Below are 24,165 nucleotides of genomic sequence, written 5' to 3'. Positions count from 1 at the left end.
TAGGGGGGGGGGGGGGGGGGGGGGGGGGGGGGGGGGGGGGGGGGGGGGGGGGGGGTGTGGGGGGGGGGGGGGGGGGGGGGGGGGGGGGGGGTGCCGGGGGGGGGGGGGGGGCCGCCCCCCCCCCCCCCCCGCTTCTCCGTTCACTGCGTCGTGTCGGCTACAGCGCGCCGAACCCCACACGCCGGGTGCTGGGCTCGCCGATCTCCACGTACGCGATCCGGTCGGCCGGCACCAGGACCTTGCGGCCCTTGTCGTCCGTGAGGCTGAGCAGCTGCGCCTTGCCGTTGAGAGCTTCGGCGACCGCGCTCTCGACGTCCTCGGCGGAAAGTCCGCTCTCCAGCACGATCTCGCGGGGCGTGTGCTGCACCCCGATCTTGACCTCCACGGCTATGTCCCTCCGACGGTCAGTCCCTGCGCGGTGAGCCGCGCCGTACGCAGCCACACTAGCCCGCAGGTGCCGGAGGTCATGGCCCGACCGGCAACGCCCGCAGCGAACACGATCGGCCGCAGCCGTCGGTCAGTGCTGATCGATGCCGTGCAGCGGGAAACCCGCGATGCCGCGCCAGGCGAGCGAGGTCAGGAGCTGGACCGCCGTGTCGCGCGGGATGCTGGAGCCGCTGGAGAGCCAGTAGCGGGCCACCACCTGCGACACACCGCCCAGGCCGACCGCGAGCAGCATGGACTCGTCCTTGGACAGTCCCGTGTCACCGGCGATGACGTCGGAGATGGCCTCCGCGCACTGGAGGGAGACCCGGTCGACCCGCTCGCGGACCGCGGGCTCATTGGTCAGGTCGGACTCGAAGACCAGCCGGAAGGCGCCGCCCTCGTCCTCCACGTACGCGAAGTAGGCGTCCATCGTCGCCTCGACGCGGAGCTTGTTGTCCGTCGTGGAGGCCAGCGCCGTGCGCACGGCGTGGAGCAGCGACTCGCAGTGCTGGTCGAGCAGGGCCAGATAGAGCTCCAGCTTGCCCGGGAAGTGCTGATAGAGCACCGGCTTGCTGACCCCGGCACGCTCGGCGATGTCGTCCATGGCCGCGGAGTGGTAGCCCTGCGCGACAAAGACCTCCTGCGCGGCCCCCAGCAGCTGATTGCGTCGGGCGCGGCGGGGCAGCCGGGTGCCCCGCGGGCGCGCTGCCTCTGTCTGCTCGATGGCTGTCACGCCGCCTCCCAAATTTGTGATCAAACACAGCCGTTTTCCGTACACGCTGCGCCGTACAGCCATCGTACTTTTCGGTAACCCGGGTGCGCGCGGCGCGGACGCAGAATTTCACGGACCGGACGACTGCGGTAGCCACAGAATCATCGAGTCAGGGAGCAAAGCGGGGCGAATTAGCGGTAATCGTCTTCGTCCTGTGCGACTGTCCGGCTCTGTTCCGCGGCATCCGCCTCATTGACGGTGTCCCGGTCGATGTCCGTCAGCGGCTCGTCGGCCCGCTGCTGGAGGTCGGTCCGCTGCTCGGCGGCGTCGGCTTCGGGGGTCTCCGGGTCCGCCGCGTCCGGCTGAATGTCCTCGAAGGTCTCCGGGTCGCTCGGGTCGACCGTCATGGTGGCTCCCTTCCTTCCCTTGAAGCCTAGGAGCAACCCTCCCGCGCCGCGATGTTTCCTGTGACCGCGAACACATGAATCAGCGCGTGATCGTCTCGTAACATTGCCCGCATGTCTTCGACCGAGCTGCCGGGTACCCGCGTCGCCGCCGCAGCGGTGGCCCCCACGGTCAGTGCCGTCAGGGTCGCGGAGGGCGAGAAGCTGCGCTCCGTCTCGCTGCCGGGACTCAGTCTGACCGTCCGTGCCCGGCCGGCGGAGCGGGCCGGGCTGGCTCCGGCGCTCTATGTGCACGGGCTCGGCGGCTCCTCGCAGAACTGGTCGGCGCTGATGCCGCTGCTGGCGGACGTGGTCGACGGCGAGGCCGTCGACCTGCCGGGATTCGGGGACTCGCCGCCGCCGGACGACGGCAACTACTCGGTGACCGGACACGCCCGTGCGGTGATCCGGCTGCTGGACGCGGGAGGGCGCGGACCCGTCCATCTCTTCGGCAACTCCCTGGGCGGCGCGGTCGCCACCCGGGTCTCCGCCGTCCGCCCCGACCTGGTGCGCACCCTGACCCTGATCTCGCCCGCGCTGCCCGAGATCAGGGTGCAGCGGCCCGCCCTGCCGACCGGGCTGCTGGCGATCCCCGGAGTCGCGGGTCTGTTCTCCCGGCTCACCAAGGACTGGACGGCGGAACAGCGCACGCGCGGGGTCATGGCACTCTGTTACGGCGATCCGGCGCGGATCTCCGAGGAGGGCTTCCGTCACGCGGTGGCCGAGATGGAGCGACGGCTGGAACTGCCGTACTTCTGGGACGCCATGTCGCGCTCCGCACGGGGCATCGTCGATGCCTATACGTTGGGCGGGCAGCACGGGCTGTGGCGCCAGGCCGAGCGGGTGCTCGCACCGACCCAACTGGTGTACGGCGGACGGGACCGGCTCGTCTCGTACCGGATGGCACGCAGGGCGTCCGCGGCCTTCCGCGATTCGCGGCTGCTGGCACTGCCCGACGCCGGGCACGTGGCGATGATGGAGTACCCGGAGGCGGTCGCCCAGGCGTTCCGGGAACTGCTCGACGAATGTGGCGGGAGCTGATCCGGGGCGTGGGACGACACAGCCGAAAGGGCCCCGAGGCCACCCGTCCGGAGGCCCCGGCCGCACCGGACCCGGGCGGCGAGCGCGCGACACCCCGCCCCGCACCGGGCAGCGGGCGGCGCAGGCGGACGGCCCCCGGGCCGCCCGGGGGAGAGGGACACACCCCGTTCCACGAGGCCCCGCAGGTCCGCGGTGGCCACCCCGAACAGCGTGAACAGGGCGGCGGCTGGGGAGCCGGACCGCAGCACCCGTGGTCCGAGGACCGGCAGGCGCCGGGCCGGCCGGCCGTTCCGGGCCAGGGCGGACCGCCCTACCAGTACGCCGGACCTCCCGGGCCCACCGCCCGTCAGGAGGCCGTGGCGCGCCAGGTCTCGGCCCAGCGGGCGGCGCAGCGCGCGGCCGACGGGCGTACGGCGGCCCGGCCCGCACCCGGCGGCGCCCCGCTGATACCGGGCCCGCGCAGGGAGTTCGTCGACGCCTTCGACACCGTGGAACCCTCCGCCGCACCGCCCTCCGGGAAACCGGGGGCAGCGGTCTCTCCCGCCGGCCCGCGCCTCCCGGACACCGACGGCCCGGACGGCACCCGGGGCCCGGACGGCACCCGGGGCCCGGACGGCACCCGGGGCCCGGACGGCACCCGGGGCGCCGGTGACCGTGCCGGCTCGGGTGCCCGCCGGGGCGGCCTGGGCCGGACCGTCACCGGTATCGCCGCCGCGGCGGTGACCACCGTGCTCGCGGTCGTGGTGGCCGGACAGGTGGCCCAGGACGCCGAGGAGCGATCGGGCACCCCGCGGACGGCGGGTGTGGACCGGGACGACACCGGGGGCAGCTCCCGCTCCGACGCCCGGCCCGCTCCCAGGGCGGAGGAGCCCGCGGTGAAGCCCCTTTCGTACGCGGAGAAACTGGCCAAGCCCTATCCGCTCGATCCGAAACTGAAGGCGACCGGGAAATTCGACGCCGTTCCGGGGCTGGCGAAGGCGCCGGGCAAGGGGCAGAAGTACCGCTATCGCGTCGACGTGGAAAAGGGACTCGCTCTCGACGGCGGTTTCTTCGCCGATGTCGTTCAGAAAACACTGAATGACGACCGGAGTTGGGCGCACGACGGTGCGATGACATTCGAGCGGATTTCCTCCGGCGAACCGGATTTCGTGATAACGCTGGCCAGCCCGGGGACCACCGCCGACTGGTGCGCGAAATCCGAACTGGATATCACCGTCGACAATGTCTCCTGTGACTCCGCCGCGACCCCCCGGGTCATGATCAACGCCTATCGGTGGGCGCAGGGCTCGTCCACGTACGGCCCGGACGCATTGCTGGCCTACCGTCAGATGCTGATCAATCACGAGGTCGGCCACCGTCTCGGCCACGACCACGAGAGCTGTGACACACCGGGCTCGCTGGCTCCCGTGATGCAGCAGCAGACGAAGTCCCTGAATGTGGGCGGGATCAAATGCAGGGCCAACCCGTGGGTGCACCCCGGCAGTTGATCCGCATTGTCCACATACTGGGATGGGCGTCTCATTCCGCGTTGACATCGCCCCGGCCGGTCGTTCATATTTCTCGACATGTCACGCAACCTGGTCACTTCCGAGCGCGCCGCCATCGAGCTGGCGCTCATCGGCGTGGCCGGGCATTGCGTAGCCGACGTTCTCTGTCGCTGACGCCCGCCCGAGCGCGCGTCGACCCCTTCCTCCGTGAGCCCGTTCAGGGCTCCGCCGAGCCCGCCCGCGGGCTCCATGGATCGCCCTTGACCGCCGCGCCCGGCACCTTCCGTCCGTAGGCGCGGCTTTTCGGCATTCTTCGGCACTCCGGTGTCCCGGTCTCCCCTCTCGCTGCCGCCTGCACGGGTCATTTTTCTGCTTTCTTCACCTTCATCCTGCTTGCAGGACACCCGAGAGGTCACCTTCCGATGCGTCAACCGTCCGTCATATCGCGCCGCGTGGCAGCGGCAACCGTGGGTCTCGTACTGGCTGCGGGTGCCGCGGCCTGCGGGCCCGAGGACAGCAAGGGCGGCGAGGGCAGCTCCGGCGCCGAGGGCAAGCCGCAGAAGGGCGGCACCCTCACCGTCCTCAACAGCAACCCGCAGCAGGACTTCGACCCCGCCCGGCTCTACACCTCCGGCGGCGGCAACGTCCCCTCGCTCGTCTTCCGCACGCTCACCACCCGCAACCGCGAGGACGGCGCGGAGGGCGCGAAGGTCGTCCCCGACCTGGCCACCGACCTGGGCACGCCCAGCAAGGACGCCACCGTCTGGACGTACACCCTCAAGGACGGCCTGAAGTACGAGGACGGCACCGCGATCACCTCCGCGGACATCAAGTACGGCATCGAACGCTCCTTCGCCGCCGAACTCTCCGGCGGCGCCCCGTACCTGCGGGACTGGCTCATCGGCGGGGCCGACTACCAGGGCCCGTACAAGGACAAGAAGGGCCTCGACTCCATCGAGGTGCCCGACGCGAAGACCATCGTCTTCCACCTCAACAAGCCCGAGGGCGAATTCCCCTATCTCGCCACCCAGACCCAGACGACCCCGGTGCCCAGGGCCAAGGACAAGGGCACCAAGTACGAGGAGCACCCCGTCTCCTCGGGTCCGTACAAGGTCGTCAGCAACGAGAACGACGGCGAGCGGCTCGTCCTGGAGCGCAACCCGCACTGGTCGGCCGACACCGACGAGGAGCGCAAGGCCTACCCCGACCGGATCGACGTACGCTCCGGGCTCGACTCCGCCGTCATCAACCAGCGGCTCTCCGCCTCCCAGGGCGCCGACGCCGCGGCCGTCACCACCGACACCAACCTCGGCCCGGCGGAACTCGCCAAGGTCACCGGCGACAAGAAGCTCGCCGTCCGCGTCGGCACCGGACACTTCGGCTACACCAACTACATCGCCTTCAACCCGAAGGTGAAGCCGTTCGACAACCCGAAGGTGCGCCAGGCGATCTCGTACGCCGTCGACCGCTCCTCCGTGGTCAACGCGGCGGGCGGCTCCTCGCTCGCCGAGCCCGCCACCACCTACCTGCCGAACCAGAAGTCCTTCGGCCACACGCCGTACGACCACTTCCCGGCCGGGAAGACGGGCAACGCCGAGAAGGCCCGGGAGCTGCTGAAGGAGGCCGGTTACGCCAAGGGGCTGACCGTCACCCTGACCCACTCGAACGACAGGGACTTCGAGACCAGCCCGGAGATCGCCACCGCCCTCCAGGCCGCGCTGAAGAAGGCGGGCATCACGGTCGAGCTGCGGGGTCTGGAGAGCAACGACTACTCCGACACCACCCAGAGCGCCACCAAGGAGCCCGGCTTCTTCCTCGCCCACTGGGGAGCCGACTGGCCCTCCGGCGGCCCGTTCCTCGCCCCGATCTTCGACGGCCGGCAGATCGTCGAGGACGGCGCCAACTTCAACTCCGGCTTCCTGAACGACCCGGCGGTCAACAAGGAGATCGACGAGATCAACAAGCTCACCGACCTGAGCGCCGCCGCCGAGCGCTGGGGCGCGCTCGACAAGAAGATCGGTGAGCAGGCCCTGACCGTGCCGCTCTTCCACCCCGTCTACAAGCGGCTCGTCGGGCAGGACATCAAGAACGTCGTCATCAGCGACTGGACCGGCGTCCTCGACATCTCCCAGGTCGCGGTCAAGTAGCCATGTCGGAAGCACTTCTGGTCCAGGAGGCGGGAGCGGCGGCCGCCGCCGCCCCCGCCTCGGGGGCCCGGCTGTTCTGGCGGAGGCTGCGCGCCCAGCGCGCGGCCACCGCCGCGGCGGTCGTGGTCCTCCTGCTCGTCCTGGTCGCACTCGCCGCGCCGCTGCTCACCGCGCTGGCGGGCCAGGACCCCAACACCTACCACCCCGACCTCGTCGACTCGGCGGCCGGCGGGGTCCCCATCGGCCCGTTCGGCGGCATCAGCGCGGATCACTGGCTCGGTGTCGAACCCCAGACCGGCCGCGACCTGTTCGCCCGTATCGTCCACGGAGCCCGGGTCTCGCTCGGCGTCGCCGTCGTCGCCACGGTCCTCCAGATCGCGATCGGCCTGGTCGTCGGCCTCGCCGCGGCCCTCGGCAGCCGCTGGGTCGACCAGGTCCTCAGCCGGATCACCGACATCAACGTGGCCCTGCCGATCATGGTCATCTCCCTGGCGCTCCTCGCGATCGTCCCGGAGACCTTCCCCCGCCCCGTACTGATCGCCCTGGTCATCGGCGGGATCAACTGGGCGGGTACCTCGAAGATCGTGCGGGCCCAGGCCCTCGCCCTGAAGTCCCTCGACTTCGTCTCGGCGGCCCGGCTCAGCGGCCGGGGCAAGTGGAGCATCGCCCGGCGCGAGCTGCTGCCCGCGCTGGCCGCGCCCGTCATCACGTACGCCGCGCTGATGTTCCCCACCAACATCGTCGTCGAGGCGGCCCTGTCCTTCCTCGGCGTCGGCATCAAACCGCCCACACCCTCCTGGGGACAGATGCTCACCGAGGCCGACACCTGGTACCAGGCGGCGCCCACCTATCTCCTGCTCCCCGCCGGACTGCTCTTCGTCACCGTGCTCGCGCTGACCGTTCTCGGCGAGGGCGTCCGCACGGCGCTCGACCCGCGCGCCGCGTCCCGGCTGCGGATCGGCACCGGACGCGGGGAAGCGGAGAAGTCCGGGGCGGCGACGCCCGTGACGGTGGCGCGGCCGGCGAATGCGGAGAAGCCCGCCGAGCCCGTCACGCACGCTGGGGGACACCCTGAGGAGGACCGGGGATGACCGGATTTCTGCTGCGGCGGTTCGGCGGAGCCGTCTTCGTCCTTCTCTCGCTCACCGTCATCCTGTACGCGATCTTCTACGTCGCTCCCGGCGATGTCGCCCAGATCGCCTGCGGGCCGCGCTGCTCACCCGCCCAGGTCGCCCAGGTCACCGAGCAGCTGCGGCTGGACGACCCGGTGTACGTGCAGTACTGGCACTTCCTCCAGGGCATCGTCGCCGGACGCGACTTCTCCACCGGCACCGGCGTCGAGCACTGCTCCGCGCCCTGCCTCGGAATCTCGTACCAGAGCGACCAGCAGGTCACCCAGCTGATCCTGGCCAAGCTGCCGGTCACCGCGTCCGTCGTGATCGGCGCCTTCGTGGGCTGGATCCTGCTCGGCGTCGGCACCGGGGTGCTGTCCGCCTGGCGGCGGGGCCGGATCACCGAGCGGGTGCTGACCTGGCTGACCCTGGCCGGCACCGCCACGCCCGTCTTCGTGATCGGGCTGCTGCTCATCATCGTCTTCTGCTCCACGCTCCAGTGGCTGCCGTCGCCGACGTACGTACCGTTCACGGAGGACCCCGAACAGTGGGCCTGGGGACTCCTGCTGCCCTGGGTGTCGCTGGCTCTGATCGAGTCCGCCAAATACGCCCGGCTGACCAGGAGCTCCATGCTGGAGACGCTCGCCGAGGACCATGTGCGCACGTTCCGCGCGTACGGCGTCGGCGAGCGCGCCATCATCGGGCGGCACGCGCTGCGCGGCGCCCTCGCACCCGTGATCGCGCTCAGCGCGCTCGACTTCGGATCGATGTTCGGCGGCGCGGTCCTGACCGAGTCGCTCTTCGGCATCCCCGGCATCGGGCGCGAGATGGTGCACGCCGTCAAGGTCGTCGACCTGCCCGTCGTCGTCGGGATGGTGCTGGTGACCGGCTTCTTCGTGGTGCTCGCCAATGCCGTCGCGGACGTCCTGTACGCGCTGGCCGACCGACGGGTGGTCCTGTCATGACATCTTCCTCCCCGCTGGTCGAGGTCAGGGACCTCACCATCGACTTCGGTGACGTCCGGGCGGTGGACGGGCTCTCCTTCGGTCTGGAGGCGGGCGGCGCACTCGGCGTCGTCGGCGAATCCGGCTCCGGCAAGAGCGCGTCCGCGTACGCCCTGCTCGGACTGCACCGGGGCACGGGCGCACGGGTCGGCGGTTCGATCCGCGTCGCCGGTACGGACGTGGGCGCCGCGGACGATGCCGCGCTGCGGGCGCTGCGGGGGGCGAAGGCCGCCATGGTCTTCCAGGACCCGCTGTCCTCGCTCGACCCGTACTACACGGTCGGCGACCAGATCGCCGAGGTGTACCGGGTGCACAACTCCGTCTCCGGGCGGGCCGCCCGCGCCCGCGCCGTCGAGGTGCTGGACCGGGTCGGCATCCCGGACGCGGCACGCCGGGCCCGCTCCCGGCCGCACGAGTTCTCCGGCGGCATGCGGCAGCGGGCGCTCATCGCGATGGCGCTGGCCTGCGAACCGCGGCTGCTGATCGCGGACGAGCCGACCACCGCCCTGGACGTGACCGTGCAGGCCCAGATCCTGGACCTGCTGCACGGGCTGCGGCACGAGACGGGCATGGGTCTGCTGCTGGTCACCCATGACGTGGGAGTGGCGGCGGAGAGCGTCGACGAGGTGCTCGTCATGCGGGCGGGCCGCGAGGTCGAACGAGGCCCGGTCGCCGAGGTGCTGGGCACCCCGCGCGAGCCGTACACCAGGGAACTGCTCGCGGCGGTCCCCCGGGTCGACGTGAAGCGGGTGGTGCCCGCCGGGGTGACGGTGCCCGTGCCCTCCGGTGGGGGTGCCGCCGCCCCGGTGCCAATGCCGCGCGACGGGGCGGCCGGCGCCGCTGCCGGCGCGCCGCCGCTGCTCGAAGCGGTGGATCTGCGGCGCGAGTTCGGCCGCGGGCGTGCCCGGGTCACCGCCGTGGACGGGGTCTCGCTCACCGTGCACGCCGGGCGGACGCTCGGCATCGTCGGTGAGAGCGGCAGCGGCAAGACGACGCTGGGGCGGATGCTGGTGCGGCTGCTCGATCCGACGGCGGGCCGGCTCCGTTACGGGGGTACGGAGATCGGCTCGCTCTCGGAGAAGGGTCTGCGGCCGCTGCGCCGCGAGCTCCAGATGGTCTTCCAGGACCCCGTCGCCTCGCTCAACCCGCGCCGCTCGATCGGTGAATCCGTCGCCGACCCGATCCGGGCGGCGGGGGAGCGTGACGAGAGCCGCATCCGGGACCGGGTGGGCGAGCTGCTGGAGCGTGTGGGCCTGGACCCCGGCCGGTACGAACGCTATCCGCACGAGTTCAGCGGCGGACAGCGCCAACGCGTCGGGATCGCCCGCGCGCTGGCCGCCGAACCCCGGCTGATCGTCTGCGACGAACCGGTCTCCGCGCTCGATGTCACCACCCAGGCGCAGGTCATCGCGCTCCTGGCCGAGCTTCAGCGCGAGCTGGGCATCGGCATGGTCTTCATCGCGCACGACCTCGCGGTCGTCCGGCAGGTCAGCGACGAGGTCGCGGTGATGCGCCGGGGGGCCGTCGTCGAACACGGATCCGTCGACGAGGTCTACGGTTCGCCCCGGCATGCGTACACGAAGCAGCTCCTGGCGGCCGTGCCGGCCCTCGATCCGGGGCTCGCGGCGGTGCGCCGGGCGGCCCGCAGGGAGTTGGCCGCTGCCTGACCCTGTGTAGCAGAACGGCCCCATAGCGCGACGGAACGCCGTCGGGCCGGGAAAGTTACGACGGTTCACCCCTTTCGGTGGTGCGACGGACAACCGTCCGTCGCGCCACCGGCGTATCCGCTTACGGTCTTCCCGCTGCGAGTCGCCATTCCAACGGCGGCCGCCCACAAGGGAGATCGGGGTGTGCTCGTGCGGATCGGACTGCTCACCGACGGTGGTTATCCGTATACGTCCGGTGAGTCCGGGCTCTGGTGCGACCGGTTGGTGCGCGGTCTGCCCCAGCACGAGTTCGACCTCTTCGCGCTGAGCCGCTCCGCCCACCAGGAGGAACAGGGCTGGGTCCGGCTCCCGCGCCGGGTGAGCCGGGTGCGCACCGCGCCGCTGTGGGCGCCCGAGGACGGCACCCTGCGCGGCAGCGGCGAACGCGGGCTCCTGGCCCGGCTCGTGACGGGGGGCCGGGGCTCGTACGGCAGGCGCGAGCGACGGCGCTTCACGGCGTACCTGACGGCGCTCGCCACGGCGGTCTGCGCGACCGGTTCCGGCACAGGCGCGTCCGGTTCCGGCACGGGCACGGGCGGCTCCGGCGCTACCGGCTCCGGTACGGGCCGTTCCGGCACCGGCGGTTCCGGTACGGGCACGGCGGTGTCCGGCGCGTGCCCGGAGGAGCCGGCCGCGCCCGTCACCTCCGCCGCGCTCTTCGCTCACGGCCTCTACGGTCTGGCCGAGCTGGCGAGGGAACACGGCGGGCTGAGCCGCGCCCTGCGTTCGGAGACGACCGTACGCGTCCTGGAATCGGCGTGCCGGGCCCGTGGCACGGGCCGGACCGTCCAGAGCGCCGCCGTCCGCGACCATCTGGTCTTCGCGGCCGAACTGGAACGGATCCTGCGCCCGCTCTCCCTCGACTGGTACGACCGGGAGAGCCTCGGCGCGGTCGATGTCTGCCACGCGGCCTCGGGCGGCGCCGCCGCTCTGCCGGGGCTCCTGGGCAAACGCTTCTTCGGGGTGCCGCTGCTGGTGACGGAGCACAGCGTGCCGCTGCGGGCGCACTACCTGGCCGCGCCCGACGCCCCCTTCGGCGCGCCGGTGCATGCCCTGCTCGCGAACTTCCACCGGCGGCTGGCCGCCGAGGTCTACCGGCAGGCCGGGATCATCACCGCCGGCAGTACCGATGTACGCCGCTGGCAGGAGCGGTGCGGAGCCGACAGCGCCAAGCTGCGCACGGTCCACCCAGGCATGGCGGCCGACGGCTTCACGGACGTCGGGGAGGGCGACGGCCCCGGCGGCCCGGACACGCTGGTCTGGGCCGGCCGGATCGAGCCCGCCAAGGACCTGATCTCCCTGCTCCACGCGTTCGCCGAGGTCCGCCGCGCCGAACCGGGCGCCCGGCTGCGGATCTTCGGGGTCCCGGCCGAGGACGCCGGGAGCGTCACGTACCTCGCGCACTGCCGGGCCCTGGCCGCCCGGCTCTTCCCCGACGCCACCGGTGCGCACGCCGGGGGCGACGGCCCGGTGTCCTTCGAGGAGACCGGCGGCCCCGAGGCCCCCGGTCCCGCCGAGGCGTACGCGGCGGGCGGTGTCGTCGTGCTGTCCAGCGTGGCCGAGGGCTTCCCGTCCGGCCTGGTCGAGGCGATGCTCTGCGGCCGGGCCACCGTCTCCACGGACGTGGGCGCGGTCGTCGAGGTCATCGGCGGTACGGGACTCGTGGTGCCCCCGCGCAATCTGCGGGCGCTCGCCGATGCCTGCGTCACGCTGCTGCGCGACCCCGGGCGGCGGGCACGCCTGGGTGCGGCCGCGCGAGCGAGGGCGCTCGAACTCTTCACCGTCGAACAGAATCTCGCGGCATTTCGTGGCATCTATCTGGAGCTGATCTCGCGCTCCCCGGTGCTCAGGGAAGCGGACGAGGTGGCCGCGGACGGCGGACCCCGCCCCTTCGCCACACCCCCGGAGGCCCAGGTGCCCGGCCGCTGGACACAGCCCGTCCCACGGGTGTCCCTGCGGGCCGCCGATGCCGGTCCCGAAGCCGGACCGGGTCCCGAGGGCGTGTGCGAGGGGGCGGCATGCGCCGCGGGTGCGGGTGCCGCGGGACGGGGGGACGGCGATGCGTGACCACCTGACGGGCCACGACCAGGGAGGTTTCCCGATGGGCCGACCCATCGAAGGGCACGGCGTCCGCGACGCCCGGGATTCGTGCACGGAGGTGCTGGTGCCGACGTCCCGGACGGCCTCGGCGGCAGCGACCGGCTCCGTCACTTCGGCGACCTCGGTCACCGCGCTGTCCGATGTCTCCGAACCTCCATGGGGCCTGTCGGCCGGCACGAAGCCGCCGGACGGGGAGCACCCGCCGCACGGGGAGCAACCCGCACCGCAGGTCCCCGCGTCCGTCTCGTCCCTGTCCAAGGGCCCTGCGGCGAAGAAGCCCGGAGCGGCCGAAGGCTCCGGACCCGCCGATGCCCGCCGCGGACCCGCCGACCCCGTGAAGCCGCTCATGCGCCGCCACCGCGATCTGTGCGAACGCGCTGTCGACGCCCTGGAGATCGCCGCCGGTCTGGAGGCCGACGGCCTCACCGACCGTACCGCCGCCCGCTACCGGCACCGCGATGTCTTCGCGCTCGCCGAGGAGCTGTACGCCCGGGTCCCGGGCGTACCGGCGGAGCGCGTCGCCCCGTCCGGCCCGCGGGCGGGACCGGACACCGAGGCACGGGCGGCCTGGACGCTGCTCGCACTGCTGCCGGGCGCCGCCTGCCTGGCGACCGCGGGTGTGCTGCGGGCCACGGAAGGCGTCCTCGGCGGGGGAGCGCGAGGCGCGGTGACCGCCCTCGGCGTGCTCCTGGCGCTGCTGGCCCTGCGGATGTGTCTGCGGCGCGGACCGCTGCGCGCCCCCGAGGGGACCGGCCGCAGCGCGCTGTACGGCTGCTGGCTGCTCGGCTACGCCGTGTACGGCGAGGAGTTGCTCGCCCAGGTCATCAGCGGTGGCCCCGACGGGCCCTGGGCCGCGACGCCCGCGCCGCTGCTCGGGCTCGCCCTCGCGGTGGCCCCCGCCGCGTGGTGCGCGCACCTCTTCTCCGTACACGCGCGCCGCCAACTGACCGGAAGCCGCGTGCTGAAGGAGTTCGGCGCGGGTGTGCGCCCCCTGCTCCTCGGTGCCGTCGCACTCTTCCTGTGCGCGCTCGTGCCCCTGCTGCTCCTCGCCGATCTCGGGTACGGCGGCGGTGGCACGCCCGTCGCCGTCACCGCGCTCGGCCTCCTGTTCTTCCTGGCCCGGCTCCTCAGCGCGCACGGCTGCCCGGAACCCGCCACCACCGGGCTCGCCGCGGCCTGTGCCGTCGAAGCGGCGGCCCCCGCCCTGATCCTCGCCGGGCGGCTGCCCGGCCTCGACCTCCTCGCCCGGCCCGTGAACGCCCTGGTCACGGTCGCCGGAACCGGAGCCGTACCCGCCCTCGCCTGTGGAGCCGCCGCCCTGGGGCTGCTGATCCACGCCGCGGTCGCCCTCTCCCGGGCGTCCGCCCACACGAGGGCCTGACCACCCCGCCGCACCACCGCACCTTCCCGCGGAGCCGACGCCGCGGGCCCACCCCGCATCGTATGCAACTGCCCCAAGGAGACACCGGACATGACCGCCCAGAACCCCGCACCGGCAGCCAGCCGTCGGCACCGAAGGGGTGCATGATGAGGGTGCTGCTGCTCGGAGCCAATGGATTCCTCGGCCGATTCGTCGCCGACCGCCTGCTCGCCGACCCCGCCGTCCACCTCACGGCACTCGGCCGGGGCGACGACGCGGACGTCCGGTTCGACCTCGCGGGCGGCAGCCCGGGAGCGCTCACCCGCTTCCTGGACGCCGTGCACCCCGGGGTCGTCGTCAACTGCGCGGGCGCCACCCGCGGCGGTGCCCGCGACCTGACCAGGCACAACACCGTTGCCGTCGCCACCGTCTGCGAGGCCCTGCGCCGCAGCGGCTGCGGGGCCAGGCTCGTCCAGGTCGGCTGCGCCTCCGAGTACGGGCCCTCGCAGCCCGGCTCCTCCACGGCCGAGGACGCCATCCCGCGCCCCGGCGGCCCGTACGGCGTCAGCAAACTCGCCGCCACCGAACTCGTCCTCGGTTCCGGTCTGGACGCCGTGGTGCTCAGAGTGTTCTCACCGGTCGGCCCCGGCACCCCGGCGGGCTCCCCGCTCGGCCGGCTCGCCGAGGCCATGCGCCGGGCCATGCAGTCCGGCGACGGTGAGCTCAAGCTCAGCGGCCTCGGTGTGCAGCGCGACTTCGTCGACGTACGGGACGTGGCGCGCGCCGTGCACGCCGCCTCGCTCTCCGCCGCCCAGGGCGTCGTCAACATCGGCACCGGACGGGCCGTCCGGCTGCGCGACGCGGCCGCCGTTCTCGCCAGGGTCGCCGGGTACGCCGGCGCGCTCCACGAGCTGGACACGCCCCCGGCCCGTATCCCCATCGGCGCCCCCCGCGCCTCCACCGAATCCGTCGTCGAGCATCTCTCGGCCACCCCGTCCCCCTACCCGGACGGCTGCGGAGCCTGGCAGCAGGCCGATGTCCGCACCGCCCGGGACCGGCTCGGCTGGCGGCCGCGGATCAATCTGGAGGAGTCCCTCGCCGACATCTGGATGGAGGCGGCATGCCGCATCTGACCAGCGCCGGATCCGCCCGGCGGACGTGCGGCGGCGAACGGCTCGGCTTCGGTGTCCCCGGCTACGCCCACCCGCTGCTCGCGCCCACCGAATGGGCCGAGCTGATCCGGCCGGGCACCCCCCTGCACTGGGCGGTCCTCAACATCGCCGACGGTCCCGGCTCCCGGCCGGACCCGCACTGTCTGGAGGCCGCGGGCCGGCTGCGCAACGCCCGGGAGCGGGCGCTGCACGGCGAGGCCCCGGACGACCATGTCCGCGCTTCGGGCGGCAGGCTGCTCGGCCATCTCGACCTGGCCTTCGGCGGCCGCCCGTTCGACGAGCTGATCGCCGACGCGCGGTCCTTCCTCGACTGGTACCGGGTCGGCGGCTTCTATCTCGACCGGTGTCCGGCCGAGCGCGCCGGCCTGCCGGCGGTCCGGCGGCTCACCAGCACCCTGCACGCGCTGCTGGAGGGGAGCGACAGCGTGGGCGAGGGCGGACACCTCGTCCTGGGCCACGGCACCCACCCGTATCCCGGGTACGCCGAGACCGCCGACCAGCTCGTCACCTTCCGCGGCCGGTGGGCCGATTACCGCTGGTCGCAGGTGGCCCAGTGGACGGCCGACTACCCGCCGGACCGTTTCGCGCACTTCGTCCACGGCGTTCCGCGCACGCATCTGGACGAGGCCATGCGCATCGCCCGCTGGCAGGGAGCGGGGACGATCTTCTTCACCGATCGGGACGGCCGGACCGGACGAAGCGATCCATATGCGGCGCTGCCCAGTTACTGGGACGAAATCGTCTCGCGGATCGGACCGGGTATCTCGGAATGAGAAGGGGCGTGGCAGTGTTACCGGAAGAACAACCGTACGTAGATGAAGTACGTAGAATCCGACCACCTGCATTGTTGAGGTTCCTGTGTCGCTGCCACCCCTGGTCGAGCCAGCTGCTGAGCTCACCGTCGACGAGGTCCGCAGGTACTCCCGCCACCTGATCATCCCGGATGTCGGGATGGACGGACAGAAGCGCCTGAAGAACGCGAAGGTGCTCTGTGTGGGCGCCGGCGGTCTCGGCTCACCGGCCCTGATGTATCTGGCCGCGGCGGGCGTCGGGACGCTCGGCATCGTGGAGTTCGACGAGGTCGACGAGTCGAACCTGCAGCGCCAGATCATCCACAGCCAGGCCGACATCGGCCGGTCCAAGGCGCAGTCCGCCAAGGACTCGGTGCTGGGCATCAACCCGTATGTGAACGTCGTCCTCCACGAAGACCGGCTCGAAGCCGAGAACGTGATGGAGATCTTCGCGCAGTACGACCTGATCGTGGACGGCACGGACAACTTCGCCACCCGCTATCTCGTCAACGACGCGGCCGTGCTGCTGAACAAGCCGTACGTGTGGGGCTCGATCTACCGCTTCGACGGCCAGGCGTCCGTGTTCTGGTCCGAGCACGGTCCCTGCTACCGCTGCCTCTACCCGGAGCCCCCGCCCCCCGGCATGGTTCCCTCCTGCGCCGAGGGCGGCGTGCTGGGCGTGCTCTGCGCGTCCGTCGGCTCCATCCAGGTCACCGAGGCCATCAAGCTCCTGGCCGGGATCGGTGACCCGCTGGTCGGCCGCCTGATGATCTACGACGCCCTGGAGATGCAGTACCGCCAGGTGAAGGTCCGCAAGGACCCCGACTGCGCGGTCTGCGGCGAGAACCCCACCGTCACCGAGCTCATCGACTACGAGGCCTTCTGCGGCGTCGTGTCCGAGGAGGCCCAGGAGGCGGCGCTCGGCTCCACGATCACTCCCCAGCAGCTCAAGGAGTGGATCGACGCCGACGAGAAGATCGAGATCATCGACGTCCGCGAGCCGAACGAGTACGAGATCGTCTCGATCCCGGGCGCCAAGCTGATCCCGAAGAACGAGTTCCTGATGGGCAGCGCCCTGACCGGCCTCCCGCAGGACAAGCGCATCGTCCTGCACTGCAAGACCGGTGTCCGCAGCGCGGAGGTCCTCGCGGTCCTCAAGTCGGCGGGCTTCGCCGACGCGGTGCACGTGGGCGGTGGCGTGATCGGCTGGGTCAACCAGATCGAGCCCGAGAAGCCGGTCTACTAGAACACGGCCCGGGTATTGCCGAAGGGGCCGGTGCGCATCATGCGGACCGGCCCCTTCGGCCGTCTGTAGGCAGCTGTGTGCGTGCGTGTACGCAGGGCTGGACGGCTACGCCGTCACGAGCAGGTCTTGCCGTCGGCCGGGACCTTCCCCTGCAGGAAGTACGTGTCCACGATCGAGGTCACGCACTCGCTCTCGCCGTACGCGCCGTGCCCCTCGCCCTTGTTGGTGAGCATGATGCCGACGCCGTCACCCAGCTCGTCCGCCATCTTCCGCGCACCCTCGTACGGCGTCGCCGGGTCCCCGGTCGTGCCGATCACCAGGACCGGACCCGCGCCCGGGGCGCTCGCCTCGGGGGTGTCGTGCTCACCCTCGACCGGCCACTGGGCGCACCAGCCGGCGGTGTCCCAGGCGAGGAACGGGCCGAAGACCGGGGACAGTTCGCTGAACTCGGGCAGCAGCGCCCGGGCCTCGTCCGCCGTGGGCCGCGCCTTGGAGTCGGCACAGGAGATGGCCCGCTGCGAGTGGTTCTGGGTGTCGTAGTGCCCGTTCTCGTCACGGCCGTTGTACGAGTCGGCCAGCTGGAGCAGCCCGTTGCCGGTACGGCCGTTCTCGGCCTCGTCGAGCGCCTCCGTCAGATTCGGCCAGCTGCTGCGGGAGTAGAGCGGGGTCACGATGCCGGTGATGGCGAGCGACTCGTTGAGCATGCGGCCCGTGCTGGTCGGCAGCGGGTTCTTGTCGATCCGCTCCAGCAGCCGGGCGATCCGCTCGGTGCCCGACTTCGGGTCCTGGCCCCGGTCCTTCAGATAGTTCTCCAGGGCCCGCTGGAAGCCCCTCGCCTGGTTGCGGGCATGTCCGACCCCGTCGGCCGTCGGGTCGACGACCGCGTCCAGCACGGTGCGTCCCACGTTCCGGGGGAAGAGGTGCGCGTACGTCCCGCCGAGCTCCGTGCCGTACGACATGCCGAAGTAGGAGAGCTTCTTGTCGCCGAGCACCTGCCGGATCACGTCCAGGTCGCGGGCGGCGTTCGTCGTCCCCACATGGGGCAGCACCTCGGCGGAGCGGCGCTCGCAGCCGGCGCCGAAGTCCGCGCCGTCCTTGATGAACGCCGCCTCCTCCGCCGCCGTGTCCGGGGTCATGTCGACGCTCCGGTAGGCCTGTTCCTGCTCCTTGTCGGTGCGGCAGTTCACCCCGGCGCTGGCCGCGACCCCGCGCGGGTCGAAACTCACCAGGTCGTAGCGGGAGTTGAGGTTGCCGTACGCACCCGCGGCGCGCGGGAGTATGTCGACGCCGGAACCGCCGGGGCCGCCGAAGTTGAAGAGCATCGAGCCGAGCCGCCCGCTCTTGTCCCGGGCCTCCTTGCGGATCAGCGCGATGCCGATCGTCTCACCGGCCGGCTGTGCGTAGTCCAGTGGTACGTCCACCGTCGCGCACCGCCAGCCGGAGCCGGGGGCGGTGCCGCCCGCGGGGGCCTTGCAGCGCTTCCAGTCCGGATGCTGAGAGGTGAGGGACGCGGGCAGCGGGGGCGACTTCGGCGTCTGTGCCGGGGGAGTGGCGGCGGTGGCGGACGGTGATCCGGGCCGTTCGGACGGCTTGGCCGAAGCGGTCGGCTCCGGGCTCGTGCTGCAGCCGGCGAGGGCTCCCGCCGCCAGCAGGGCCGCCCCGGTCAGGGCCACCGCCCGATGAGTCCGTCCATGTACGCGCATGTGCTGGAATCCCTCCCCGAGGCCCGAAGGCGTGGGGACGCGCCGGGCGGAACAGATGTGCGGCCATGCTAATCGCCCTGCCGGTACGGCGGTCCGGGCCTCAGCCGCACACCGTTCCCGCCGCCGGAACCCTGCCGGTCAACAGATAGCCGTCGACCGCCCTCTGCACACAGACGTCGCCGCTGTTGTAGGCGCCGTGCCCCTCGCCCTCGTACGTCATCTGGATGCCGACGCCCTTGCCCAGCTCCTCGGCCATCGCCTTCGCCCCCTTGTACGGGGTCGCCGGGTCACCGGTGTTGCCGATGACCAGGACGGGCCGCGAGCCCGGGGCGCTGACGTCCGGGGTGTCCCAGGCGCCCGCGACCGGCCAGCCGGTGCAGCCCAGCAGCCCCCAGCCCAGATAGTCGCCGAACACGGGGGAGACCTTGCGGTACTCGGGGAGCGCGGCCTTCGTCTGCTCCAGGGAGAACCGCTGCCTGGAGTCCGCGCAGCTGATGGCGATGTTGGCGGCGCCCGAGTTGTCGTAATGGCCCTCCTGGGAGCGGCCGTTGTACGAGTCGGCGAGCGCGAGGAGCAGTGCGCCGTTGCCGCCGTCCGCCTCGTCGAGGCCCTGTTCGAGCAGGGGCCAGGTCTCCTGGGAGTAGAGGGCGGAGGCGACGGCGGTGGTGGCCTGCGTCTGGGTCAGCTGCCGGTCGCCGAGGCCGTCGACCGGCTTCTTCTCCAACTGGGCGAGCAGATCGGCGATCCACTGCTCGACCTCCTTGCCGGTGGAACCGGGGAGCGCGCAGTCGTCGCGGCCGGCACAGTCCGCCGTGAAGCTGTCGAAGGCGAGCTGGAAGCCCCTGGCCTGGGCGAGGGAGGACTGCGCGGAGTCCTGGGTGGGGTCGACCACCGCGTCCAGGACCGCCCGGCCGACGCGGTCGGGGAACAGATGGGCGTATACCCCGCCCAGCTCGGTGCCGTACGAGATGCCGAAGTAGTACAGCTTGTCGTCGCCGAGCACCTGGCGCATCAGATCCATGTCGCGGGCGGCGTTCGTCGTACCGACGAAGGGGAGTTCGGCGCCCGAGTTCTCCACGCAGTCCGCGATGTACGCCTTCTGGTCTTCGAGCAGCACCTTCTCCTCGGCGGCGTCGTCCGGGGTGCCGTCCTTCTGGTTGCTGGCGTCGAGCGTCGCGTTGTCCGCGCATTCGACGCCCTCGCTGCGGCCGACCCCGCGCGGGTCGAAGCTCACCAGGTCGTAGCGGGTGCGGAGCTTCTCGTACTCGGTGCCGAAGGAGGGGAGCGTGGCGACGCCGGAGGCGCCGGGGCCGCCGAAGTTGAACAGGAGGGAGCCGATCCGCTTCTCCTGGTTCCTCGCCCTGCCGCGGACCAGCGCCAGCTCCAGCGTCTCGCCGTCGGGCTCGGCGTAGTCGCGCGGCGCGTCCATGAACGCGCACTCCCACAGGGTGCCGCCGGGCAGCGGGGAGGGCGAGCCACCGCCGCCCTGAGCCTCGCTCGGGGGCGGACAGGGCTGCCAGTCGAGCTTCTGGGACGACAGCTTCTCCGCCGTGGAGGACGGTGAGGCGGTCGATGCCGCCGAGGGCTCGGACCGGTCCGTACCGCCGCTGTTGTCGCTGTCCGAACAGGCGGCCAGGGGCAGCAGCACGGTGGCGGTGGCAGCGAGGGCAGCGGCACGCAGGGCGGGGGAAGTCCTCATGAGCCCATCGTGCGGCGGGGCACGGAGGAGCGCGCGGGGCACGGTCCATGCGGGTGGCACGGGCGCGTGGGTGGGGGGCGCGCCGGTGGTGCGGGCCGGTCGCGCTCCGGCGGGTGGTGGGGATCGGCGGGTGGTGCGGGCCGGCGGGTGGTGCGGGTGGTGCGGGCGCGTGGGTGGTGAGGGTGGTGCGGGTCGCGGGGCAGCGGGTGGTGCGGGCGCGCGGGTGGTGCAGCCGGTCGCGCTCCGGCGCGTGGTGGGGGTCGGCGGGTGGCGTGCGGGCCGACGAGTGGCGTGCGGGCCGGCGGGGCTCTGTGTCCCTAGAGCTCGCCCTTGCGGGTCAGCTGGTTGAAGCAGATCCAGCCGGGCAGCACCGGCAGCCACAGCGTCATCACGCGGTACAGCAGCACCGCGGGCGCCGCGACCTCCTTCGGCAGCCCGACCGCGATCAGGCCCAGCGTCAGCGCGCCCTCGACCGCGCCCATGCCGCCCGGGGTGGGCGCCGCCGACCCCAGCGCGTTCCCGGCGAGGAAGACCACCGCGATGCTCGCGTAGCTGAGCTGGGGCACGTCCGGGCCGCTGAAGGCCCGGATCGACGCGTCCAGGCAGAGCACGAAGAGGCCGGTCAGCAGCAGCATGCCGCCGATGCCGGTGAGCAGCTTCTGCGGGCGCTGCACGACGTCCAGCATGCGCGGGACGACCCCGGCGAACAGCGACCGCACCCGCGTCACCACGAACTTCCGCAGGAACGGGATCGCGGTCACGACCAGCACCAGCACCGCGACCGTGAGTAGCCCGGCGATGACCGTACGGGACGGGGTGAGGGAGTCCGGGGTCTTCTCGGTACCGGTCAGATAGCCGAACAGCGCCAGCAGCAGGATGTGGCAGCCGAGCCCGAACAGCTGGGAGGCGCCGACACTCGCGACGGCCAGCCCGGGACGTACCCCGGACCGCTGCAGGAAGCGGGTGTTCAGTGCCACACCGCCGACCGCCGCCGGAGCGACGATCTTCACGAACGAGCCGGCCACCTGCGCCAGCACGGTCTTGCCGAACGGCACCCGCTCCGGCACGAAGCCCAGCAGGCTCATCGCCGCCGCGACATAGCTGAGGGCCGAGAAGCCCAGGGCGGCCGCCACCCAGCCCCACTCCGCCTCCTCGACGACCGTGCCGAAGTCGGCCTGGGTGACCTGGGAGATCAGGAAGTAGGCGGCGATGGAGCCGGCGATGAAGCTGAGGAGGGTACGGGGCTTGATGCGTTCGAGGCGGACCGGTTCGACCGGTGCCTGCGGCCGGATCAGCAGCACCTCGCGGCGGATCTGGGTGAGCAGATCCTCCTCGCGGGCCTCCTCCAGCGCATCGTCGATGGCCCGCTTCTCGGCCTGCTTCTCGTTGCGCAGCGACTTGCGGTCCGCCTTGCGGTCACCGCCGGACCCCGCGGCCCCGCCGTCCGCCGCGGCCGCCGAGGCGTCGCCCGTACGCAGCTGCCTGGCCGCGTGGGAGGCCTCCAGCACCGCGTCGCGCTCGCGCTGCGAGCGCTCCCGGGCGATCCTGCGCAGCGCCGCCCGCGTGGAGCGGCTCAGGGCGATCGGCTGGAGCAGGGGCAGCGAGTCGGCGACGGCGTCCGGCCCGAGCACGGCGAGTGCCCCGGCGACGGACCGCTCGGCGCCCACCCGCAGCCCGAGGGTGGTGAGCAGCTGGGCGACGTCCATGCGCAGGACCAGATCCCCGGCCGCGATCTCACCGCCGCGCAGATCGGTGACGAACGCCTTGCCGTTCCGGTCCACCAGGATCGCGTCGCCGGTGAGCCTGCGGTGCGCGATCCGGCGGGACTGGAGGGCCTTCACCTGGCGCCAGGCGCTGCGCACCAGGTCGTCGGTGATCTCCTCGTCCTCCATCGCGTCCAGGGAACGGCCGCCGATGTGCTCGTACACGAGCATCACCGCGTCGGGCCCCAGCTCGGAGGTGGCGATCAGCTTGGGCGCGTTGGCCCCGGCGGCGATCGCCGCGTAGGCGAGCAGCGCCTCCTGCTCCAGGGCCTGACGCAGCGACTGGATGGACCGGCGCTGGGTGATGCCGCGCAGCGTGAGCCTGCGCCACACCCGGTAGAAGAACCCCTGGGCCTGCTGCTCGCGGTCGACGACCGTCACATCGAGCGGCGGCCCGTCCTCCAGGGTGACCAGATAGCGCCGCCCCCGGTCGTTCTGGTCGGCGTTGTCGGGGGTGTCCTCGGCGCGCATCGCGGCGACCGGCCGGAAGCCGACGTGGCGCAGCCCCGCCATCAGGTGCTGTCCGGTCGGCCGCACATTGGGCGAGCCGACCGCGTACAGCGTGCCGTACGCGACGGTCCAGCCGATCAGCACGGTGAGGATGATCGAGAACGGGGTGGTGTAGCCGCCGACCAGCATCGCGAAGGCGTCCAGGAGCAGCACCACCCACAGCACGACCCGCCAGCGCGGCCGTCTCGCCATCCCGACCGCCGTCATATAGGCGATGACGGGTGCGAGGTAGCCGTGCACGGGATCGGTGAGGCCGTCACCCGGCTGTGGCTGGGTCAGCGCGTCCTGGATGGTGCCGGGGGCCGAACCGGAGACCCAGAGGTCGGTGGCGAGGGTGACGCCGTGGGCGAGTACGGCGGCGAGCACCCCGTCCGCGATGCGCAGGCCGTCACGTTTGACCAGGCGTTCGATGGCGAAGGCGACCGGGACGAGCAGTACCGCGATGCTGGACACCAGCCCGGCGATCTTGATCAGCAGATCGGGGGCCTGTTCCGTGCCCTTGGAGATGTCGTCCTCAAGGCCGGTGGTGGTGCCCTGGGCGAAGGCGGAGATGGTGAACAGGACGACGATCGCGAGGATCCCGACGAGGAGCCGCAGGAGGTCGGAGGGGCGGTGCACCCGGGCGGGCAGCAGCGGTTCGTCGCCGGAGACCCGGTCGGTCAGCTCCGCCCCGGCACCGGCGAGGGTCGAACCGGCGAGGTGCTCGCGCTCCCGCTCCCGCTCCCGCTCGGGCTCAGGTGACGGTGACGGTGCCGGGTCCGGTGCGGTTTCGCGGGGGGTTTCCCCGGTGGTTCCCGGTGCGTCGGGGCGCGGCTCGGCATCAGAGGCGTCCGCCGCCTTCGGTGGCTGCACGCCCTGCTCCTTCATCGCCTCTGAATGATCTTCGTGTTCTCGTATCACCGGTCACCGCCCGCATGATGGTGGCACGGCACGCGGACAGAGGGGGGCATCAGGGTGCGTCGCGCAGGTGCGAGATGCGAAAGATACGCTCCTTTGTGCCCGCTCGCACGCTCCGTGTCCGGCCGGACACGGATCCGGCGGCGCTGTCGGTGGCGTACGGCAGGATGGAGCGGATGAGCCAGAACCGGATGAGTGAAGACGGGGCGGCCGAGGACCGGGCGTCCGGGGGCGGGGGGAGCGGGGACCGGGAGGGCGGGCGCGCCACCGGCGCGGCACCGGCCGGTGCCGCGCTGCCGGAGTACGCGGAGCGGGTCCTCGATGTCGCCGACCTGATCCCGCCCGGCCGCGTCATGACGTACGGCGATGTCGCGGAGTGGCTGGGTGACGGCGGCCCGCGGCAGGTCGGCCGGGTCATGGCGCTGTACGGCTCCGCGGTGCCGTGGTGGCGTGTGGTGCGGGCCGACGGAGCGCTGCTCCCGGGCCACGAACTGCGGGCGCTGGACCACTACCGCGAGGAGGGGACCCCGCTCCGCGAGGCGTCGCGCGCCGCCGCCGGGCATGTGCCGCGCCTCGACATGAGACGCGCGCGATGGGACGGCGTCACCGGTACGGACGATGTCACCGGTGCGGCCGCCGAGGCCCATGGCGCGGCCGGCGGGGCCCGCGGTGCGGGCAGGGGCGAGGAAGCTCACACCTGACAGCTTCCGCCATCCGGCCCTCACAGTGGTGGTGCCGGGGCCGTACGGGAAACGCGTCGCCGTCACGGCACCGGCCGGTCCCGTGGGCCCGGACGGCTCCACGGGCCGTACGGACACGGCCCGTCCGATACGTGACGAGGGACGC

At 72.4% G+C, this 24,165-nt stretch carries 19 protein-coding genes; 13 read left to right on the top strand and 6 right to left on the bottom strand.

Going from position 1 to position 24,165, the window contains the following annotated elements; translation table 11 throughout:
• Positions 1-157 precede the first annotated feature (157 nt).
• The 3 genes from ACIGJO_RS06340 to ACIGJO_RS06330 all read right to left on the bottom strand — a co-directional run bounded on the left by ACIGJO_RS06340 (position 158) and on the right by ACIGJO_RS06330 (position 1,545).
• Positions 158-385: a DUF3107 domain-containing protein gene (locus ACIGJO_RS06340; protein ID WP_073717986.1), complete on the bottom strand. Its 228-nt coding sequence runs from the start codon at positions 383-385 to the stop codon at positions 158-160.
• A 132-nt stretch (positions 386-517) separates the two neighbouring features.
• Entirely contained in the window at positions 518-1,159 is a 642-nt protein-coding gene (locus tag ACIGJO_RS06335) for a TetR/AcrR family transcriptional regulator (RefSeq protein WP_329946214.1), read from the bottom strand.
• 170 nt (positions 1,160-1,329) lie between these two features.
• Entirely contained in the window at positions 1,330-1,545 is a 216-nt protein-coding gene (locus ACIGJO_RS06330) for a hypothetical protein (protein WP_399952844.1), read from the bottom strand.
• Between the two features lie 111 nt (positions 1,546-1,656).
• Between ACIGJO_RS06330 and ACIGJO_RS06325 the strand changes: the two genes are divergently transcribed.
• From ACIGJO_RS06325 to moeZ, 12 genes are all read left to right on the top strand, one after another.
• Positions 1,657-2,622: an alpha/beta fold hydrolase gene (locus ACIGJO_RS06325; RefSeq protein WP_399952841.1), complete on the top strand. Its 966-nt coding sequence runs from the start codon at positions 1,657-1,659 to the stop codon at positions 2,620-2,622.
• Complete coding sequence (locus tag ACIGJO_RS06320) at positions 2,607-4,109, top strand: DUF3152 domain-containing protein (protein ID WP_399952838.1); 1,503 nt, start codon at positions 2,607-2,609, stop codon at positions 4,107-4,109. The genes ACIGJO_RS06325 and ACIGJO_RS06320 overlap by 16 nt, the downstream gene beginning before the upstream one ends.
• Before the next feature lie 78 nt (positions 4,110-4,187).
• Positions 4,188-4,283 carry an Ms4533A family Cys-rich leader peptide gene (locus ACIGJO_RS06315; protein WP_323179525.1) on the top strand — a complete coding sequence of 32 codons (96 nt, stop codon included), beginning with the start codon at positions 4,188-4,190 and terminating at the stop codon, positions 4,281-4,283.
• Between the two features lie 248 nt (positions 4,284-4,531).
• The gene (locus ACIGJO_RS06310; RefSeq protein WP_399952835.1) at positions 4,532-6,256 is read left to right on the top strand and encodes an ABC transporter substrate-binding protein; all 1,725 of its coding nucleotides are present in this window, start codon (positions 4,532-4,534) and stop codon (positions 6,254-6,256) included.
• Between the two features lie 2 nt (positions 6,257-6,258).
• Entirely contained in the window at positions 6,259-7,347 is a 1,089-nt protein-coding gene (locus ACIGJO_RS06305) for an ABC transporter permease (protein WP_399952832.1), read from the top strand.
• Positions 7,344-8,333 carry an ABC transporter permease gene (locus ACIGJO_RS06300; RefSeq protein ID WP_399952829.1) on the top strand — a complete coding sequence of 330 codons (990 nt, stop codon included), beginning with the start codon at positions 7,344-7,346 and terminating at the stop codon, positions 8,331-8,333. The genes ACIGJO_RS06305 and ACIGJO_RS06300 overlap by 4 nt, the downstream gene beginning before the upstream one ends.
• Positions 8,330-10,039 (top strand): dipeptide ABC transporter ATP-binding protein, encoded by a 1,710-nt coding sequence (locus tag ACIGJO_RS06295; protein WP_399952825.1) that lies wholly within the window; start codon positions 8,330-8,332, stop codon positions 10,037-10,039. The genes ACIGJO_RS06300 and ACIGJO_RS06295 overlap by 4 nt, the downstream gene beginning before the upstream one ends.
• Before the next feature lie 189 nt (positions 10,040-10,228).
• Positions 10,229-12,145, top strand: coding sequence for a DUF3492 domain-containing protein (locus ACIGJO_RS06290; protein ID WP_399953242.1), 1,917 nt, complete (start codon positions 10,229-10,231; stop codon positions 12,143-12,145).
• 34 nt (positions 12,146-12,179) lie between these two features.
• Positions 12,180-13,559 (top strand): hypothetical protein, encoded by a 1,380-nt coding sequence (locus ACIGJO_RS06285; RefSeq protein WP_399952822.1) that lies wholly within the window; start codon positions 12,180-12,182, stop codon positions 13,557-13,559.
• Between the two features lie 146 nt (positions 13,560-13,705).
• Complete coding sequence (locus ACIGJO_RS06280; protein ID WP_266923582.1) at positions 13,706-14,671, top strand: NAD(P)-dependent oxidoreductase; 966 nt, start codon at positions 13,706-13,708, stop codon at positions 14,669-14,671.
• Positions 14,659-15,483: a spherulation-specific family 4 protein gene (locus ACIGJO_RS06275; protein ID WP_399952818.1), complete on the top strand. Its 825-nt coding sequence runs from the start codon at positions 14,659-14,661 to the stop codon at positions 15,481-15,483. The genes ACIGJO_RS06280 and ACIGJO_RS06275 overlap by 13 nt, the downstream gene beginning before the upstream one ends.
• Before the next feature lie 85 nt (positions 15,484-15,568).
• The gene (gene moeZ / locus ACIGJO_RS06270) at positions 15,569-16,747 is read left to right on the top strand and encodes an adenylyltransferase/sulfurtransferase MoeZ (RefSeq protein WP_399952815.1); all 1,179 of its coding nucleotides are present in this window, start codon (positions 15,569-15,571) and stop codon (positions 16,745-16,747) included.
• A 113-nt stretch (positions 16,748-16,860) separates the two neighbouring features.
• Here the strand turns inward: moeZ and ACIGJO_RS06265 are convergent, their stop codons facing one another.
• The 3 genes from ACIGJO_RS06265 to ACIGJO_RS06255 form a co-directional block, all read right to left on the bottom strand.
• Positions 16,861-18,450 (bottom strand): alpha/beta hydrolase, encoded by a 1,590-nt coding sequence (locus ACIGJO_RS06265; RefSeq protein WP_399952812.1) that lies wholly within the window; start codon positions 18,448-18,450, stop codon positions 16,861-16,863.
• A 100-nt stretch (positions 18,451-18,550) separates the two neighbouring features.
• Complete coding sequence (locus ACIGJO_RS06260) at positions 18,551-20,149, bottom strand: alpha/beta hydrolase (RefSeq protein ID WP_399952809.1); 1,599 nt, start codon at positions 20,147-20,149, stop codon at positions 18,551-18,553.
• A gap of 317 nt (positions 20,150-20,466) precedes the next feature.
• Complete coding sequence (locus ACIGJO_RS06255) at positions 20,467-23,274, bottom strand: YbhN family protein (protein WP_399952806.1); 2,808 nt, start codon at positions 23,272-23,274, stop codon at positions 20,467-20,469.
• A gap of 236 nt (positions 23,275-23,510) precedes the next feature.
• Here ACIGJO_RS06255 and ACIGJO_RS06250 point away from each other — a divergent pair, with 236 nt between their 5' ends.
• Positions 23,511-24,020, top strand: a complete 510-nt coding sequence (locus ACIGJO_RS06250; RefSeq protein WP_399953239.1) for an MGMT family protein — start codon at positions 23,511-23,513, stop codon at positions 24,018-24,020.
• The last annotated feature ends 145 nt before the right edge of the window (positions 24,021-24,165 follow it).

Source organism: Streptomyces sp. NPDC079020 (assembly GCF_044542225.1).
Lineage (GTDB): Bacteria > Actinomycetota > Actinomycetes > Streptomycetales > Streptomycetaceae > Streptomyces.
Note: the sequence above shows the minus strand (reverse complement) of the source record. Positions and strands in the feature narration are given on the sequence as shown.

Excerpts from the sequence above, each read along its gene's own strand:
- ACIGJO_RS06330 (WP_399952844.1), bottom strand. The coding sequence starts at position 1,545 with ATGACGGTCGACCCGAGCGACCCGGAGACCTTCGAGGACATTCAGCCG.
- ACIGJO_RS06325 (WP_399952841.1), top strand. The coding sequence starts at position 1,657 with ATGTCTTCGACCGAGCTGCCGGGTACCCGCGTCGCCGCCGCAGCGGTG.
- ACIGJO_RS06320 (WP_399952838.1), top strand. The coding sequence starts at position 2,607 with ATGTGGCGGGAGCTGATCCGGGGCGTGGGACGACACAGCCGAAAGGGC.
- ACIGJO_RS06315 (WP_323179525.1), top strand. The coding sequence starts at position 4,188 with ATGTCACGCAACCTGGTCACTTCCGAGCGCGCCGCCATCGAGCTGGCG.
- ACIGJO_RS06310 (WP_399952835.1), top strand. The coding sequence starts at position 4,532 with ATGCGTCAACCGTCCGTCATATCGCGCCGCGTGGCAGCGGCAACCGTG.
- ACIGJO_RS06305 (WP_399952832.1), top strand. The coding sequence starts at position 6,259 with ATGTCGGAAGCACTTCTGGTCCAGGAGGCGGGAGCGGCGGCCGCCGCC.
- ACIGJO_RS06300 (WP_399952829.1), top strand. The coding sequence starts at position 7,344 with ATGACCGGATTTCTGCTGCGGCGGTTCGGCGGAGCCGTCTTCGTCCTT.
- ACIGJO_RS06295 (WP_399952825.1), top strand. The coding sequence starts at position 8,330 with ATGACATCTTCCTCCCCGCTGGTCGAGGTCAGGGACCTCACCATCGAC.
- ACIGJO_RS06285 (WP_399952822.1), top strand. The coding sequence starts at position 12,180 with ATGGGCCGACCCATCGAAGGGCACGGCGTCCGCGACGCCCGGGATTCG.
- ACIGJO_RS06280 (WP_266923582.1), top strand. The coding sequence starts at position 13,706 with ATGAGGGTGCTGCTGCTCGGAGCCAATGGATTCCTCGGCCGATTCGTC.
- ACIGJO_RS06275 (WP_399952818.1), top strand. The coding sequence starts at position 14,659 with ATGCCGCATCTGACCAGCGCCGGATCCGCCCGGCGGACGTGCGGCGGC.
- ACIGJO_RS06265 (WP_399952812.1), bottom strand. The coding sequence starts at position 18,450 with ATGCGCGTACATGGACGGACTCATCGGGCGGTGGCCCTGACCGGGGCG.
- ACIGJO_RS06260 (WP_399952809.1), bottom strand. The coding sequence starts at position 20,149 with ATGAGGACTTCCCCCGCCCTGCGTGCCGCTGCCCTCGCTGCCACCGCC.
- ACIGJO_RS06250 (WP_399953239.1), top strand. The coding sequence starts at position 23,511 with ATGAGTGAAGACGGGGCGGCCGAGGACCGGGCGTCCGGGGGCGGGGGG.